General features: G+C 41.3%; 13 protein-coding genes. 8 read left to right on the top strand and 5 right to left on the bottom strand.

What is annotated here, in order from left to right; genetic code table 11:
- Positions 1 to 60: 60 nt before the first annotated feature.
- Positions 61 to 2592 carry a PEP/pyruvate-binding domain-containing protein gene (locus C6344_RS11730; protein WP_106036484.1) on the bottom strand — a complete coding sequence of 844 codons (2532 nt, stop codon included), beginning with the start codon at positions 2590 to 2592 and terminating at the stop codon, positions 61 to 63.
- 284 nt (positions 2593 to 2876) lie between these two features.
- Here C6344_RS11730 and C6344_RS11720 point away from each other — a divergent pair, with 284 nt between their 5' ends.
- From C6344_RS11720 to uvrA, 3 genes are all read left to right on the top strand, one after another.
- On the top strand, positions 2877 to 3122 hold the full coding sequence (locus C6344_RS11720) for a CsbA family protein (protein WP_012011392.1): 246 nt from the start codon (positions 2877 to 2879) through the stop codon (positions 3120 to 3122).
- Positions 3123 to 3417: 295 nt separating this feature from the next.
- Positions 3418 to 5403, top strand: coding sequence for an excinuclease ABC subunit UvrB (gene uvrB / locus C6344_RS11715; protein WP_034660110.1), 1986 nt, complete (start codon positions 3418 to 3420; stop codon positions 5401 to 5403).
- Positions 5404 to 5410: 7 nt separating this feature from the next.
- Entirely contained in the window at positions 5411 to 8287 is a 2877-nt protein-coding gene (gene uvrA, locus C6344_RS11710; protein ID WP_060597368.1) for an excinuclease ABC subunit UvrA, read from the top strand.
- 227 nt (positions 8288 to 8514) lie between these two features.
- Here the strand turns inward: uvrA and C6344_RS11700 are convergent, their stop codons facing one another.
- Positions 8515 to 8745 (bottom strand): hypothetical protein, encoded by a 231-nt coding sequence (locus tag C6344_RS11700; protein WP_034660106.1) that lies wholly within the window; start codon positions 8743 to 8745, stop codon positions 8515 to 8517.
- Positions 8746 to 8940: 195 nt separating this feature from the next.
- On the opposite strand from C6344_RS11700, the gene C6344_RS11695 reads away from it, so the two are divergent.
- The 5 genes from C6344_RS11695 to C6344_RS11675 all read left to right on the top strand — a co-directional run bounded on the left by C6344_RS11695 (position 8941) and on the right by C6344_RS11675 (position 14918).
- On the top strand, positions 8941 to 9276 hold the full coding sequence (locus C6344_RS11695) for a magnetosome magnetite crystal formation protein family (protein ID WP_034660105.1): 336 nt from the start codon (positions 8941 to 8943) through the stop codon (positions 9274 to 9276).
- 11 nt (positions 9277 to 9287) lie between these two features.
- Positions 9288 to 10379 (top strand): DUF4097 family beta strand repeat-containing protein, encoded by a 1092-nt coding sequence (locus C6344_RS11690; RefSeq protein ID WP_106030548.1) that lies wholly within the window; start codon positions 9288 to 9290, stop codon positions 10377 to 10379.
- A gap of 6 nt (positions 10380 to 10385) precedes the next feature.
- Positions 10386 to 10580: a PspC domain-containing protein gene (locus C6344_RS11685; RefSeq protein WP_060597366.1), complete on the top strand. Its 195-nt coding sequence runs from the start codon at positions 10386 to 10388 to the stop codon at positions 10578 to 10580.
- A complete protein-coding gene (locus tag C6344_RS11680; protein WP_024423577.1) occupies positions 10581 to 10967 on the top strand; it encodes a phage holin family protein in 387 nt (128 codons plus the stop codon).
- Between the two features lie 93 nt (positions 10968 to 11060).
- Positions 11061 to 14918, top strand: a complete 3858-nt coding sequence (locus tag C6344_RS11675; RefSeq protein WP_106072960.1) for a lamin tail domain-containing metallophosphoesterase family protein — start codon at positions 11061 to 11063, stop codon at positions 14916 to 14918.
- Positions 14919 to 14951: 33 nt separating this feature from the next.
- On the opposite strand, the gene C6344_RS11670 is transcribed toward C6344_RS11675, so the two are convergent.
- Genes C6344_RS11670 through nagA form a run of 3 tightly spaced genes read right to left on the bottom strand, consistent with a single transcriptional unit; the run spans position 14952 to position 17617 of the window.
- Positions 14952 to 15677, bottom strand: coding sequence for a GntR family transcriptional regulator (locus C6344_RS11670; protein ID WP_106072959.1), 726 nt, complete (start codon positions 15675 to 15677; stop codon positions 14952 to 14954).
- Between the two features lie 24 nt (positions 15678 to 15701).
- The gene (gene nagB / locus C6344_RS11665; protein ID WP_066031699.1) at positions 15702 to 16427 is read right to left on the bottom strand and encodes a glucosamine-6-phosphate deaminase; all 726 of its coding nucleotides are present in this window, start codon (positions 16425 to 16427) and stop codon (positions 15702 to 15704) included.
- On the bottom strand, positions 16427 to 17617 hold the full coding sequence (gene nagA, locus C6344_RS11660) for an N-acetylglucosamine-6-phosphate deacetylase (RefSeq protein WP_066031700.1): 1191 nt from the start codon (positions 17615 to 17617) through the stop codon (positions 16427 to 16429). Before nagA ends, nagB begins: the two co-directional genes overlap by 1 nt.
- Positions 17618 to 17724: the final 107 nt, after the last annotated feature.

The raw sequence follows: 17724 nt of genomic DNA, 5'->3' as shown, positions 1-17724 counted from the left end.
GCAACAAAGTAAGTATACCGATAAAACCTATGACCGCCAATATGACCCAAAACGATAAAGTTAGACACGTGCATGCTGTTTTAATATCTGAATGCGTCCATTGCTACCATCTACTGTCACAAGGTCACCGGATTGAAGTGTTTCAGTCGCTATTCGGGTACCTAGGACAGCTGGCATCATATACTCTCTAGCGATAATAGCTGAATGAGACAAAATGCCTCCAGCATCGGTTATGACTGCTTTTGCATCTCTAAATAAGCTCGTCCATAAAGGTGTGGTTGTTTTGCAAACTAAAATATCATCCTTTTGAAATTGTGAGAATTCCTCAGCACATGTAATGACTTTTACTCTTCCAGAAACAATACCGCTAGATGCGCCAATTCCATAGATCATATCGTTTGTGTTATTTTCATTTTCTCTTAATGAACCGAGCATTTTTTCCACTTGCTGCAATTCAGCTTCAGTTGGGGTGCCCATATAAGCTGGTGGTTGAATGTCTTCATTTTCTTTCATTTCGATTTTTCTTTGTGCAATGACCGTATCGAATGTTGTAGACGTTGTGAGCGCTGTGTGTACCTCCTCATCGTAGAGATACCATAGATCTTCTTGATGAGGAATCGCTCCTTTTTGTACAAGAAGTTCGCCAATTTTTAATAGATATACTCTGGCTTTAGCATCTAACATGGCATCAATGTAGAAGTGATGATCATCACGGATATTAGCGGCCTGTAGGGCAAATTGATAAAGTGTCTCAAATTTTGTTTTAAACGCTTCATCCTTCACTTGGCTCATAAAATGTTCATATGTCTCTTGTCTTTTGATGACGGCTTGTGCAAATTCTTCATCAAAATCACATTGGGACTGAATGTTGTTTCTGATGATATCTAGTATAAACTCAGGGTTTTCCACCCATGTTTCTTCCGTAAGGTCATGACTTTTAACAGATCGCCAGCCATAGACTTGAAGAAACTCCTCTAATGCCGAAATGAAGTGTCTGCCTTTTTCCGAGTGATTGAGTGCATCAAGCAGCTCTGGGTTCTTTTCATGCTTCATAAATGCTTGATGAAGTTCAGGATCTTGAAGGACACTCTTTGCAAAATCAGAAAGCTTCTTGTCTGTTTCAAGAGATTTGTTCATCACGCCTATCAACATCTCATGCAGCAGGACCACTTGTGTTTGATCACCAGTATATGTCACAAGCATGTCTTCGATCATAGCCGATAGAATAACTTGTGGTATGACAATATCAAAATGATCATCGTAGGCTTGTATATAAAAAGCCTTTAATTCTTCGAAGCCGATGATGGCTTCTTCAATGGTCATAGGTTCCTTCATTTGGTGATCGAGTTTTTCGTAAAAGGGAAAGAAATTTTTCTCTAAAATCTCATACATACGTTCACTTAAATGCGGAAATAACTCAAATATGCGCTCATCAAAAACTGGAGCAGCTTCTGCACTCGCTTCAGGCAGTGACGGTGCTGAGTACAGGTGGCCTCTATAAAGCTTGATATTTTTAATATTCAGATCAGGTACTTGATATTTTTCACCATTTTTCTTCATTCCGCTTTTTAATGCTGGGATGATCAGACTTGAAAAGAGAGGACTCGTTGGCCCAGGCATATGATCGTCCATTGAGATCCAGAAATCCTGCAGCTCATCTGGCTGCATTTGAAAAGAAGTACCCGCTGTTTCATCTGCTGCTTTTGAGAGGGCTACGGTAATCGGCCTGGCTTGAAGTAAATAAAATGTGCCATTTGCTATTCCAAATTCGATATCGACGCTATGTCCATAAAGTGCTTCTACTTGTTTGGTGATTTGCGTGATTTCTACTAATTCGTCATCATTCAGGCAATATTGCCCAGCCATTTCCTCCGTTACTGACTGTTCAATGACACCTTCTTGATAAGGAATAATTTGCAGCTCTTTCGTTCCAAGTGATTTTTCAATAGAAAGTGTCTCTTTGTCTACAATAAATGTGTCTGGTGTCACAAGCCCGGAGACGATTGCTTCTCCTAATCCGTAGCTTGCTGTCAGCATCATTTCATTTGTTTTTCCCGATACGGGATTCTCACTAAAGATGACTCCGGAGACGTCAGAATGGATCAATCCTTGAACGACAACAGCCATGAGCGGCATCTCTTCCTCGTTTTCATCCATCTCTTCCTTATATTCTGTCACTCTCGCTGCAAAATAAGAAGACCAGCATTCTTTGACAGCCTGTAAGAATTCTTCATTTGTTTTGATATTTAAATAGGTCTCGTACTGTCCTGCAAATGAGGCGCCTTCGAGATCTTCAGCAACAGAAGAGGATCGAACTGCAACTGAGGGATAAGTCTTCCGCAATGATTGAAAGGACGAAAGGAGTTCTGCTTCCATTTGAGAAGGAAACGATGCTTCTTTGATTTTGTTAGCAAGGTTTTGTTCAGTTGGATGCAGGTTGTGATATGAAAGAAAGCTTGAAAAGCTGTTGGTTTTGATAATAAATCCATCTGGGACTGGCAGTCCGTGATTGTTTAATTTAATTAAATTCAGGCCTTTTGCCCCTGCGAGTGCTGCGGATTCTTCAGCCGCATGAAATAAAACTGAATACATGGGAATGCCCCCTTATCCAAATAGCCAATGATTTGTATGTCTCTCTATAGTTTTTAAAATGATAGTGCGCACTATCATTTTAATCATAGGATGTATTGGATGTTACTGTCAAAGACGGAAAGACCTATCTTTACAAAGGGGACATTCTCACTAATTTCCTTCTATATCTATAACAAAAGTCTCCGAACAGAAAGAAAAATAGGTGAAATTGAAAACTGTGAATTGTTCAATATGCCAATCTTTACTATAATCAAGGAAGTAGACCAAGAAGAGGGAGGGTTTTTGTGATTACAAAAGCCATATTTGCACTTGTTTTTCCTTTCCTGCTCGTTATTTTATTTTCAAAGGTTACTTATAATCATTATGTGGGCATTGCATTAACAGCAGCGCTTTTATTTGCCTCGTACATGAAGGGCTATACAGAAACCTACTTTATTGTGGGATTAGATATAATTTCTTTAGTAGCTGGGGCATTATATATGGCTAAAAAAGAAATTGAAAAAAGAGAAAAGGCTGAAAAACATCATTGATGTCATCATCAAGAGCGTGCTAGGCCGAAAGGTGACGTTTTTTAAGCTGTGCTTACGAATTCTAGTGAGTGCAGCTTTCTTTTTGTGATCTTTTTCTGCTCATCGAATATCTCTCACCAAAATGTTCCATACTGAAAGGAAGGTTTTCGTAAGAGGGTTATTTGCCATGGAAGAGAGGGTATGACTGTATTGGAAATAAAAATCAAGCAAGAGCCGAACTTTAGTTCGTATTTTTGTGTTCTTTTATGATAATATATTCATTAGATAGATTTCGTAACGAAACGGAGGCTTTGATGTGAGTGACCGCTTTGAATTAGTTTCTAACTATCAGCCCCAAGGAGATCAGCCGAAGGCGATTGAAAAGCTTGTTGAGGGGATCCATCAGGGGAAACAGCATCAAACGCTGTTAGGTGCTACAGGTACGGGAAAGACCTTTACTGTATCCAACCTGATCAAAGAAGTGAACAAACCGACACTTGTCATTGCGCATAACAAGACACTTGCCGGTCAGCTATACAGCGAGTTCAAGGAATTCTTTCCGAATAATGCTGTCGAATATTTTGTGAGTTACTATGATTATTACCAGCCAGAGGCGTATGTGCCTCAGACTGATACATTTATTGAAAAGGATGCCAGCATCAATGATGAGATTGATAAGCTGAGACACTCCGCTACTTCCTCGTTATTTGAGCGGAGAGATGTCATCATCATTGCCAGTGTGTCCTGTATTTATGGCTTAGGTTCGCCAGAAGAATACCGAGAGCTTGTGCTGTCTTTACGTACTGAAATGGAGATTGAACGCAATCAGCTTCTTCGTAAGCTGGTGGACATTCAGTATTCTCGTAATGATATAGATTTTCAGCGCGGAACCTTCAGAGTACGAGGAGACGTCGTTGAAATTTTTCCTGCTTCACGTGATGAGCATTGTATCAGAGTGGAGTTTTTCGGTGATGAAATTGAACGTATTCGTGAAGTGGATGCACTGACTGGAGAAATACTCGGTGATCGTGAACATGTGGCTATTTTCCCAGCATCTCACTTCGTCACAAGAGAAGAAAAAATGGAAAAAGCAATTATTAATATTGAACAAGAGCTTGAGGAGCAGCTCGAAAAGCTTCGAGATAATGGAAAATTGCTAGAAGCGCAGCGCCTTGAGCAGCGGACAAGATATGACCTTGAGATGATGAGAGAAATGGGCTTTTGTTCAGGAATCGAGAACTACTCAAGGCATCTGACCTTGCGCCCTCCTGGTTCAACACCTTACACATTGCTTGATTATTTCCCAGATGATTTTATGATTGTTGTCGATGAGTCACACGTGACGATCCCGCAAATCCGCGCGATGTACAACGGGGACCAAGCAAGAAAGCAAGTGTTGGTTGATCACGGATTCCGTCTGCCTTCAGCACTTGATAACAGACCGCTCACCTTTGATGAGTTTGAAAAGCATATCAACCATATTGTGCATGTATCTGCCACTCCTGGTCCTTATGAGCTTGAGAAAACTCCAGAGGTTGTGGAACAAATTATTCGTCCAACAGGTTTACTTGATCCAATCATTGAAGTGCGTCCGATTGAAGGTCAAATTGATGACTTAATTGGAGAAATTCATGCTCGGATTGAGAAAAATGAGCGTGTGCTCGTGACTACGCTGACGAAGAAAATGTCTGAGGATCTCACAGATTACTTAAAAGAGATCGGAATCAAGGTCAATTATCTGCATTCAGAAATTAAAACCCTTGAGCGGATTGAGATTATTCGAGATTTACGTCTCGGAAAATATGATGTGCTTGTGGGAATCAACCTTCTTCGTGAAGGACTGGATATTCCAGAGGTGTCGCTCGTGACGATTTTAGATGCGGATAAAGAAGGCTTTTTACGCTCTGAAAGATCCCTCATCCAGACGATTGGCCGTGCAGCGAGAAATTCAGAAGGCCGGGTCATTATGTATGCAGATAAAATGACCAAATCAATGGATATTGCGATTCAAGAAACGAAGCGCAGACGAGAGCAGCAAGAGGCGTATAATGAGAAATTTGGGATTACTCCGCAAACCATCCATAAGAAAATCAGAGATGCCATTAAGGCAACAAAGATACATGAGGAATCGGAAGAATATGAAACAAATGCAGCACCAAAGCTGTCAAAAATGAGCAAAAAAGAACGAGAAAAAGTGATCGAAAAGGTCGAGATGGAAATGAAAGATGCAGCAAAAGCGCTTGATTTTGAAAAAGCAGCAGAATTAAGAGATCTATTGCTAGAGCTAAAAGCGGAAGGATGATTGCCTGATGGCTATGGAACGAATAGAGGTGAAAGGTGCTAGAGCCCACAACCTTAAAAATATTGATGTGAATATCCCGCGTGACCAGCTAGTGGTCATCACGGGTTTATCTGGTTCAGGAAAATCGTCTCTTGCCTTTGATACCATTTATGCAGAGGGTCAGCGCAGGTACGTTGAATCTCTTTCAGCGTATGCGCGCCAATTTCTCGGTCAAATGGATAAACCGGATGTAGATGCCATTGAAGGTCTTTCCCCGGCGATTAGTATTGACCAGAAGACGACGAGCCGGAACCCTAGATCAACGGTTGGAACCGTTACTGAAATCTATGATTATTTACGTCTCTTGTATGCTCGAGTCGGGAAACCTATTTGTCCGATACATGGAATTGAAATTACGTCCCAAACGATTGAGCAGATGACAGATCGTATTTTAGAATATCCAGAAAGAACGAAATTGCAAGTGCTTGCTCCGGTTGTATCTGGCCGCAAAGGAACACATGTCAAAGTACTTGATCAAATTCGAAAGCAGGGCTATGTTCGAGTAAGAGTCGACGGAGAGATGGAAGATCTGTCAGAAGAGATCGAGCTTGAAAAGAACAAGAAGCATTCCATTGAAGTCGTGATTGACCGAATCGTGGTGAAGGAAGGCGTTGCGGCTCGGCTGTCTGACTCCCTTGAAACGGCGCTGCGACTAGGTGAAGGCCGTGTGATGATTGACGTGATTGGACAAGAAGAGCTGTTATTCAGTGAACATCATGCTTGTCCGCACTGCGGATTCTCTATTGGTGAGCTTGAGCCGAGAATGTTTTCATTTAATAGTCCTTTCGGTGCCTGCCCGAGCTGTGATGGGCTTGGCTCTAAACTAGAAGTTGACCCTGAGCTCGTCATTCCTAATAAGGATTTGACGTTACGACAGCATGCTATTGCCCCATGGGAGCCGCAAAGCTCACAATACTATCCTCAGCTTCTTGAGGCAGTATGTACACATTACGGCATCGACATGGACATTCCAGTGAAGGATATACCGTCGCATTTATTCGATAAAATTTTATATGGCAGCGGCTCTGAACGGATTTATTTTAAATATGAAAATGATTTTGGTCAGGTACGTGAAAATGAAATTGAATTTGAAGGCGTTCTTCGTAACATTGAGAGACGCTATAAGGAAACCAGCTCTGATTATATTCGTGAGCAAATGGAAAAATATATGGCCAATCAGCCATGTCCGACATGTAAAGGATATCGTCTGAAAAAAGAAACGCTTGCGGTTCTGATCAATGGCAAACATATCGGAGAAATCACTGATTTGTCTGTCTCTGATGCCCTTGATTTATATGGTGAAATCGAGTTGTCTGAGAAAGATTTGCAGATTGCCCAGCTCATTTTACGTGAAATCAAAGAACGATTGTCTTTCTTAAATAATGTGGGATTAGATTACCTCACATTGAGCCGGTCAGCGGGCACACTATCCGGCGGAGAGGCGCAGCGGATTCGTCTGGCGACTCAAATCGGGTCAAGGCTGACAGGTGTTCTTTATATATTAGATGAACCATCCATTGGTCTGCATCAGCGTGACAATGACCGGTTGATCGGGACATTGAAAAACATGCGTGACATCGGGAACACCCTCATTGTCGTAGAGCATGATGAGGATACGATGCTGGCCGCTGATTATTTGATTGATATTGGACCTGGAGCAGGTGTTCATGGAGGGGAAGTGATTTCAGCTGGGACGCCGGAAGAAGTCATGAAGGACAAGAAATCTTTAACAGGACAATATTTATCGGGTGAGAAATTTATTCCGCTGCCGATCGAAAGAAGAAAGCCTGACGGCCGCTACATTGAGATCAAAGGTGCAAAAGAAAACAACCTGAAAAACGTCAATGCGAAGTTTCCTCTAGGCGTCTTTACAGCTGTGACCGGTGTGTCCGGCTCAGGGAAAAGTACGCTTGTGAATGAAATTCTATTAAAATCACTTGCGCAAAAACTGCACAGAGCGAAGGCGAAGCCAGGACAGCACAAAGAGATCAAAGGAATGGATCACTTAGATAAGGTGATTGATATTGATCAATCTCCAATCGGCCGTACGCCGAGATCCAATCCAGCTACGTATACAGGCGTATTTGATGATGTGCGGGATGTGTTTGCACAAACCAATGAAGCAAAGGTACGAGGCTATAAAAAAGGCAGATTCAGCTTTAACGTCAAAGGCGGACGCTGTGAGGCGTGTCGTGGAGATGGCATCATTAAAATCGAAATGCACTTTTTACCTGATGTGTATGTGCCTTGTGAGGTGTGCCACGGGAAACGTTATAACCGCGAGACACTTGAGGTCACATATAAAGGGAAAAACATTGCCGATGTCCTTGAAATGACTGTGGAGGACGCACTCCAATTTTTCGAGAATATCCCGAAAATTAAGCGGAAGCTTCAAACGATTTTTGATGTTGGGCTAGGATACATTACACTTGGACAGCCTGCGACGACATTGTCCGGGGGAGAGGCGCAGCGTGTGAAATTAGCATCTGAGCTTCACCGCCGTTCAAACGGAAGGTCTCTTTATATTTTAGACGAGCCGACAACAGGTCTGCATGTGGATGATATTGCCCGTTTATTAAAAGTGCTTCAGCGTTTGGTCGAAAACGGAGATACGGTGCTAGTGATTGAGCATAACCTTGATATTATCAAGGCTGCTGATTACCTCGTTGATCTCGGACCAGAGGGCGGTGCAGGCGGCGGAACGATCATTGCCTCTGGGACTCCTGAGCAGATTGCAAAAGAAGAAGCTTCTTACACTGGTCAATACTTGAAGCCTATTTTAGAACGTGACCGTGAACGAATGAAACAGTTGGTCAAAGAAACAGAAAGTGTAACGTCATCATAAAAAAACCCTCGTTAAGAGGGGTTTCAGATTGTTGACAAAGGGCTAAAATGATGTTTATTTTAGCCCTTTGTCTTCTTTTCAGTGTGATAGAAAACCTTTGAAGTCTAGGAAAGATGAGCACTGGCGCGGAGCGAATTTGACATTCGGGAGCACCAGCGCGCAGTCCTGACAAAAAATGCGAGGGTTTGCCTACACGCTGAAACCCCTCGTTAAGAGGGGTTTTTCTTTTATTGCGCATCTTCCTTCGGCATTAAATGACTGAGTTGCGTTAAATCCTTTAAAATATGGGTGCTGCTGCTGTCGAGCAGTACTTTTAAATAACGGATATCACCATACTTTGGATGAGACGGATGAATGGTCTCAAGCTCCCTGATCATATCGCTGTTCATGCTTTTCTGTTTCTGTATAAGGTCTAAAAGCGTTTGAGCCGTGTGGTTAGTATTATGATGATCTGTCAAAATAATTACCCCCTATAATGATAATCACCATCTTTTCAACATATTTTAAAGGGTAATCCGTGAAGAATCTATACTTAGGTGCAAAAAGATATAATTTGTGTCTAAGGTCATATGTAATTCGAATGATTTTGAAACTTTTGATACGCAATAAACGTATGAGTGAGAAAGGAATTTTCATCATGAAGGAGCGAATATATGAATAGAGATCAGTCGATCATTGCATCTATTTGTTATTTTAGTGTATTTTTTATGCCGTTTATTGTACCGATCGTGGCATATTTTGTAGTTGATCAAAAGGAAACGAAACGGCACGCGATGCGGGCATTGTGGTCACACCTTTTGCCAGTCGCAGCGTGCGTGATACTGGTTTTTGGATCTATCCCATTTTTATTGGCGACACAGGCAAGTGACTCACTTATTCCAGTGATCACGATGCTCATCTTGTCCTTTTTAGTCGCCATTGGCTTTTTGATCTCTGTCATTTGGAATATCATTCAAGGTATTAAAGTACTTCAATCCATCAAATCGTAGGAGGGCTTTGTATGAATGAAAAAGAACGCATTTTAAAATTAGTAGAAGACGGGACATTATCGGCAAAAGAAGCGATTACGCTGCTTGAAAAACTAGAAGAAAGTCAGTCTGTTTCATTAGAAAAGTCTACAGCTGATCACACCTTTCATGAAGAAAAAGCTGGCACAGAGAGCAAAGGAACTGGTACTGAAAATCTTGGTGCAAAGCTGTTTGGCTGGTTAGATTCTGCGGTGAAAAAGGTGAAAGACGTAGATCTTGATTTAAACTTTGGACAGTCGGTCGACGTTGAGCACATTTTTCAGTTTAAAGACGCCACGCTCTCTCATTTAGATATTCAATTGGCGAACGGCAGTCTCAATGTGATGCCTTGGGACGATGGGGATATTCGTGCAGAGTGCCATGCGAAAATCTACCGTGCAGAGGACGGAGAGCAGGCAAGACAGCAATTTCTCAATCAATTGGACTGCGGCCTGGAAGGGGATAAATTTTTTATACGGACCGAAAAGAAGACGATGAAAGTCAATGTCACTTTATATGTACCTCGTATCCAATACGATAAAATCAAGGTTAAACTGTTTAATGGTCCGATTCGCGGGGAAAAGCTAAAGACAAAAGAACTTGCTGCGAAAACCACCAATGGTGTTGTCTCTTTTGCCTCGTTACAGGCAGAAAAGGTCGGAATTGAAACAGCAAACGGACAAATTAAACTGGCGGATCACGAGTGTGGTATGATTGAAGTAGAAACCATCAATGGGCTCATTGACCTGCGCGGGAAAAGTGAATCAATTGATGCCCAAAGCTTTAACGGAAACATTGCTGTTCAGCTGTCGGATGAAAAGTGCCGTTCCATTTATGCGAAAACGACAACAGGCAGTGTGGACGTCCAGATCCCGCGTGCGTGTGCAGTGACCGCTGAACTGAAAAGCAATCTTGGGTCTATTTCTCATGATTTGCTTGATGCAGAGATGATTAAAGAGAAAAATGAAACATTACAAAAAGAGAAAATGATCAAAGCCAATCAACAGGCAGTGAACAGTATATCCATTTTTGCAGAAACAAAAACAGGTTCAATTCAAGTAAAGCACCAATCAGACAAGGAGTGATTCTACATGAAGAAGCTTTATCGTTCAGCAACAGATAAAAAAATAGCGGGTGTTGTTGGTGGACTTGCCGAATACTTAAGTGTCGATGCATCCCTGCTTCGCATTTTAACGGTCATCATCGGATTTTTGACAGCATTTATGCCTATCTTCCTGGTCTACTTCATCTGGTATTTTGTTGTTCCGGAAGAAGGCACTAACTAAATGCTTAGATGGATCGTCAGTATTTTAGTAAATGCATTACTTTTAATCGTCATTGCTGGATATTTTGATTCAGGCATTCTGCCAGGGCTCGGAAGCGTATATATTGAAGGGTTTGGGGCAGCCATTGTCGCAAGTATCATTTTATCCTTGCTCAATATTTTAGTGAAGCCGTTTTTGATCATTTTAACGCTTCCAGTAACCGTCCTTTCACTAGGATTGTTCTTGTTTGTGATTAATGCCATCACATTGATGATGACATCGAGCTTTATGGGTGATAGTTTTAACATTGATGGGTTTGGAACGGCCATTTGGATGGCTGTCATTTTATCCATTTTCCATCTGTTGATACAAAAAGGAATTGTGGAGCCGTTAGCGAAAAAAAGCTAACGGTTTTTTTGTACCATTTTGTATCGTTTCTCCGTTTCATCTGACATAAAAACTTCCTTCAGGAGACACAATATCCGAAGGAGGCGGTGCACGATGGTGAACGTGAGCAGACAAATCATGCTTTTATGTTTTTTTATCATTCTTTTTTGTTTCAATCAGCCTGCTTCAGCAGGGCCTTTTATTCAAACACAAGTCAATATACCGGACAAGCCTTTTTCTCCTTTTATCTTTGATCGATTTCATGTGGAGGTCCGTCCAGTTCTAGGGGAAAAAAGCCGTGATCTCCAGTTTCGTGCGTCTATTACGGATCCGGAACAAATTTTGTCTGCGAACTTGTACTATAAACAAAGTGATGAACTAGGGTACCGTTTGATCCCAATGGAACGGTTACCAGGTATGAAGCCAGAATTTACAGCGAAAATTCCGCCAGATCAATTATGGAATTCAACCGTTCGTTACTATACAGAGTTTCTTACGCAAAAGTCCGTGATCAAAACGGCAGAACAATCTGTCCACTTAAATGGATTTGAAGAGGATCTTTCTCGCATTCCGGACTTAGTCATCACGGAAATTGTTGTCAATTCAAAGAATCGCAAAGGCAAAGATGCCTTTGAATTTATCGAGGTGTATAACACGACACATGAGCCAATCTCTCTTAAACATTATCAACTTCGCTACCGCAATCCTGCACAAGGAACTGAAATGGATGATGTGTATTCCTTTCACGCAAATCCAGTCACCATTTCACCTGGAAAACCTTATGTTTTCTGGCTGAGGAAAAAAGGGCAGGAGCATTTAAGTGTAGCGGACTTCAATGCCATGTACAAAAGTCAATTAAAAGAGGGAGAGCATGTATCTGTCATCGAGAGCAAAGGGCTGTCCAACTCTAAATCTCGTCTTGTTTCAATCACAACAAATATAGGGGAGGAGATTTCTTCAGCAGCATTTCGTTTGAAGCCATCATGGTTTAGTGAGCATAAATCTTTGCTGTTTAAATATCCAATGGACGGTACTTCGCAAATGAAGCTGATCTCGAAAATTGAAGAAGAGCCTACGCCTGGAAAAGTGCTAAAAGCACAAATTCCATCTGAGAAAAAAGAAATTTCTCAAGATATCCATAAACCTGTGATTGAAGATATGACAGTGAGGAAACCAGTGAAACCAACTGAAAGCATAGAGATTAAAGCGGATGTACAGGATGATCAGGCCGTCAAAACCGTCAAGCTTCGCTATCGAACAAATCGGAAAGATGATTTCAAGGAAATACTGCTTCAAAAAGATCATAACGACCGGTTATTTCATCATATTATTTACTCACCCGAGTTGATTGGTAAAGAACAATTGGAATATCAGCTTGAAGCGTCAGACGGCGAAAATACAGCAATGACGATGAAAAAAATGATTGATGTGGAGCAGGTTAGCAAAGCCCACGGCCTTCGATTCAATGTAGAAGAAGGAGATACGGTTTCAGGATTATTTCCATTAAAGGCAACGTCTGATCGGAAAAAAAGCATTGAATTATTGATAGATGGAAAGCGAAATCAGCAAGTATTTTCTGCCCTTGAAGCAGATCCATATATCGCATTTGATGTCAAAGGGACAAATTTATATTTTAAAAATGGTGTGTCCATAGGTAAGCACTTACTTTCTATTTTTGATGATTCGACAAAAGTGTATCGTACCTATACAATGCCAATACCAGAAGCAGAGATGAAAAAAGCAGGTCCCCAAACGATCTCCTTCCATGCTGGAACGAAGTCTTCTCCAGTAGATCGGCTGCCTGGAGAGAATCACGATGATTTTGAATTAAAAAACGTCCGGATGATCCTGTCGAATGGAACACAAATTCCTCCAATCAATGCAAAGCCGCAAAAAGAATGGAAAATGGGAGACAGCGGTAACGCCAAAAAGGTAAGAATATTTCAATTTGAAATTCCAAAAGAAGCTTATGTTTCAACCTATATGAAGTGGGACACAAGAAGGCTGAAAGAGGGGCCACATTTGATTGAGGCCAAAACCTCAGACGAGCATGCATCTGTACATGTGAATGTCGATAACACAGGTCCGAAAATCAAGACCAACGTTCAAACAAAGGATCCATATAAAGGTGCCTTTACGTTAAAAGCAAAGGTAACGGATCGTTGGAGTGACATAGAGGAGATGAAGGCATATGTAGATGGCAAGCCAATTTCCTTGCCATATCAGACGTCCTCTAGCGAATTAAACCCTGGTGAGCACACATTGACAATTAAAGCAAAAGATGCCGCAGGGAACATGTCGACGTTGAAAAAAGAATTCAAAACGGTACATGAACACCCTGAGACACCAGAACGAGTAGCAGATAAGACGAAAATGAAATCGTCTAAGCAAACTGTGCTCACCAAGGATCCAACGAATGATAAGCTGGATTACTCCTTTTACCGTGCCTACCAATATACATCGCTGCATCCATCAATGAAGATTTTGAAATATGCAGCGGATACAGAACCGCCAAAAAGCTTTAACGAAAAAGGAGAAATGATCTTTTCTAATCAAGAAAGGAATCGCATTGCATTTGCTGATGGTAAGTCAGTTGAAACGAAGGATTTACATCGTTTTCCCTATCATCGTTTTCAAATCAAGGTTCATCAAGATGTACGTGAAAAGGATGTCGTCGAAGCGATGTGGAAAGGGAGTTCATTGTCAGGGAGAAAGGTGACCATGTATGCATGGAATCATCAGCAAGAAAAGTGGGATAAAATCACTCATCATTTTGCTAAAGATCAAAAAGAATTTTACCTGAAAGGACTGCTGTCAGTAAGACAGTACATGAAGAATCATACGTTTGATTTGCTTGTACAGGATGAAATCAGCAAAGCGCAAAAGCCATATAAGATGGTTTGGATGTCTGACACACAATATTATGCAAAGAGCTATCCTCATATCTTTAAACAAATGGTCGAGTGGATCCGAGACCAGAGGGAGAAGTTAAACATTCAATATGTGTTCCATACAGGTGACATTGTGGATGATTCAAAGGATAAACAATGGCATCGTGCCGATACGTTTATGCGTGTGTTAGATGAGCATCAGATTCCTTACGGTGTTTTAGCAGGAAATCATGATGTTCGACATAAGGACGGCTTATATGCGGAATATGGGAAATATTTCGGGGAGAAACGCTTTGCAAATAAACCTTACTATGGTGAATCCTATCAAAACAATCGAGGTCATTATGATCTCATCTCTGCCGGTGGCAATGATTATATGATGGTATACATGGGCTGGGGGATTAAGCAAGATGAAATTGATTGGTTAAACCGTGTGATTTCTGAGCATCCAGATCGCATCGTCATTTTAAATTTCCATGAGTATTTGTTGGTGAGTGGCAACCGCAGCCCGATTGGCGACCTCATCTTCCATCAGGTGGTGAAACGCCATCCCAATATTGTGGCAGTATTTAGCGGCCATTATCACGGAGCAAGCAGGAAAGTAGATGAGCTTGACGATGACCAGGATGGCAAAGTAGACCGGAAAGTATATCAAATACTCGCTGATTATCAGTCAGGACCTGAAGGTGGACAAGGGTTTATGAGGCTGATAACAGCCGATCAAGAAAAAAACCAGCTTCATTTTACGACGTACTCACCTTATATGAATCAAGAGCATTTCTATGATCCTAAAACGTATGGAGATCAGGATGAATTTTCAATTGATGTGGATTTGACGCCGAAAATGAAATCTGTTAAAACCAATTATTTTGAACTTAATGTCTACACAAATGTCCTGATAGGAGAGGCACGCGGTGTAAAAAGCGGCAAAAAAGCAAGCTTTGAGTGGAAAGGCTTAAGGCCAAATGAAGACTATTATTGGTACACTGTAGCAAAAGATCGTTTTCAAGGAAAAGCAATTTCGCCTATATGGAAAATTCATACAAAAGATGATCGTGAAGCAACATTTCTTAGGAAATAAAAAACAGTGCTCCTCCTTTTATGAGGGCACTGTTTATCTTTCCATTGTATGAATGAGCTTGTAACGATCCCCTCTATACACGGAGAGAACATACTCAAACGGAATGTCATTCTGAAAATAAGTCGTTCTTGCGATTGAGAGCACGGGATCGCCTGTTGAAATAGACAGCACGTGTGCTTCTTCCTTTGAAGCTACATTCGCTTCAAGCTCTTGTTTTGCATGAGCAATTGCAAGGCCTGTTTGAGGCTCTATATATTCATATATAGAGCCAGTTAAATGTTCCTTTGTTAAATCTCCTGCAAATGCTTCAGGGATATAGCTCGTTTCAATCGCCATCGGTTCATCATTTGCAAGGCGTATCCGTTTGAGTTCAAAGATAGCATCGCTATTTGACAGTTGTAAGACAGGCAGTAAGTGCTCTGGACATACGGTTTTTTTGAAGTCAATCAGCTGGCTTGAAGCTTTAAGCCCACGCTGGCGCATATCCTCTGTAAAGCTTGTTAAGCCTTGAAGCGGCTGTTCAAACTTTTTTCGGCTAACAAAGGTGCCTTTTCCTTTTTGTCGATACAAATATCCTTCGTTCACAAGGTTCGATAAGGCTTGTCTGACAGTCATTCGACTTATATCAAAGCGTTCGGCATATTCTCTTTCAGAAGGAATGAGTGTATCAGGTGCTAATGTTCCATCCTCAATCTGTTTTTTCAAGTTCTCCATAATCTGATGGTACATCGGAATAGGTGACTGCTTATCAATAAACATGTGAAAATCCTCTCGTGTTTAGCTTTAGCGTAGTGAACCAGCTTCTCGATCAATCAAAATTGTCACATCTTCATGAAGTTTCAGAGCAGATGCTGGGAAGTCTGGATGTATCTCAGTCTGTTCTAAATATTGTATCACTTTCGCTTTTGATTTTCCTGATGCAAGAAGGAGAATCTTTTTACTTGAAAGAATGCTTGCAATGCCCATGGTAATGGCATGTGTAGGCACCTTATCAATAGAAGAAAAGTATCTTGCATTGGCCTCCCGGGTGTTTTCATCTAGTTGCACGACATGAGTCTTTGAGTTAAATGGGGTACCGGGCTCGTTAAAACCGATATGTCCATTTTGACCGATTCCAAGAAGCTGAAGGTCGATGCCGCCTATATCTTGAATGAGCTGATCATATCTTAAGCATTCTTTTTCTAAATCAGGTGCAGCGCCATTTGGAAGGAAATACTGATCCTGAGGGAGATCAATATGATCAAATAAATGACGTTTCATGTAGGTCATATAACTATTTTCATGATCTGGATCAAGTCCTGCATATTCATCTAAGTTGACTGTTTTTGTTTGTTTGAAAGACAATTGGTGTGCTTGATGAAGGTGAATTAACTCTTGATATGTATCAAGAGGTGTACCGCCCGTTGCTAGGCCAAGTACTGCATCTGGTTTAGAAGCGATTGTGCGTGCGATAAGGGCTGCTGCTTCTTTTCCTAATTGTTCTTTATCTTCAAATTCGATGATCTTCATTAGTGGTTGGCCTCCTTTTTCTCAAAGACGATTTGTCCACGGCAGATCGTCATCATTAGTTCGCCAGATTGATCCCAAATCACAAGGTCTGCTTGTTTTCCAACTTCGATCGAACCGAGCTGCTGGTCAAGTCCTAGCTGAATGGCTGCATTGGTTGAGGTCATCTTCGCTATCTCTGTCCATTCACAATGTGTAATCTGTTTCATCCGTTTGACGCCATCTTTCATTCTCAGGATCGATCCTGCAAGTGTACCATCTGAGAGTAATGCTTTTTCGCCGCTGACTGTGACTGTTTGACCGCCAAATTCGTACGTCCCATTCCCGAGTCCTTTTGCGCGCATCGAATCTGTAATCATGATCAAACGATCACTTCCTTTTGCCAAATATGCAAGCTTGATGGAAAGTGGATGGGAGTGAATCCCATCTGTAATCAGCTCAGTATGAAGATTCTCGTTCGTAAGAGCAGCCCCAACAGCGTTTGGTTCACGATGTTGAAATGAACTCAGTGCATTATAAAGATGCGTGACATGGCGTGCACCATGATTAGCTGCTAATTCAATCATGTCATGATGGGCATTCGTATGTCCAATAGAAGGAATGATGTTTTTTTCTTGCAACAGAGAAAGAAAAGCAAAGTCAGGGTCTTCCTCAGGTGCAAACGTGACAATTCGAATAAGCTGTTGAGAAGCATCCAGCCATTTTTCAAAAAGAGGGAGATCGGGCTGCTTTATCCATTGAACAGGCTGTGCCCCTGCTTTATCTTTAGAAATAAAAGGACCTTCAAGATGGATACCTAAACATTGTGCCTGAACTCCTGCTTGTTCTTCATTATAATGTTTCCACTGAGCGACATTTTTAAGTGCTTGCTCAATCTCATGATGGTTTTGAGTGATGGTTGTTGCTAAAAAACTTGTCGTTCCTTCTGACGGTAAGTAGTCAGCGAGTGTATTCATGGCTTCTGATGTCGCATCCATCATATCTGCTCCATATCCGCCATGGATGTGAATATCAATCATTCCGGGAAGTAAATAAAAGTTTTCCCGGGAAATATATACTTTTTCATAATTTCCTGTCGGTGGTGATGTTGAAATATAGTCAATCTTGCCGTCGCGTAAACCGACAAAACCGTTTGCAATCATTTCAGTCTTTGTCACAATATGAATATTGGAGAGCAATAAAGAGCTGCTCATGATTGTGCCCCCTTTAGTCATTGTCTTTGACTTAGTTTACCCTTTTTAAGTATAGTTGTCTATACCAGTGAAACAGATGAAACAGGATCAGGATAAAATACTGTTTT

It is taken from the genome of Bacillus sp. GBSW19 (genome assembly GCF_002998655.1).
In the GTDB taxonomy this organism is placed as follows: Bacteria; Bacillota; Bacilli; order Bacillales; family Bacillaceae; genus Bacillus.
This window is presented reverse-complemented; position numbering and strand designations above follow the sequence as displayed.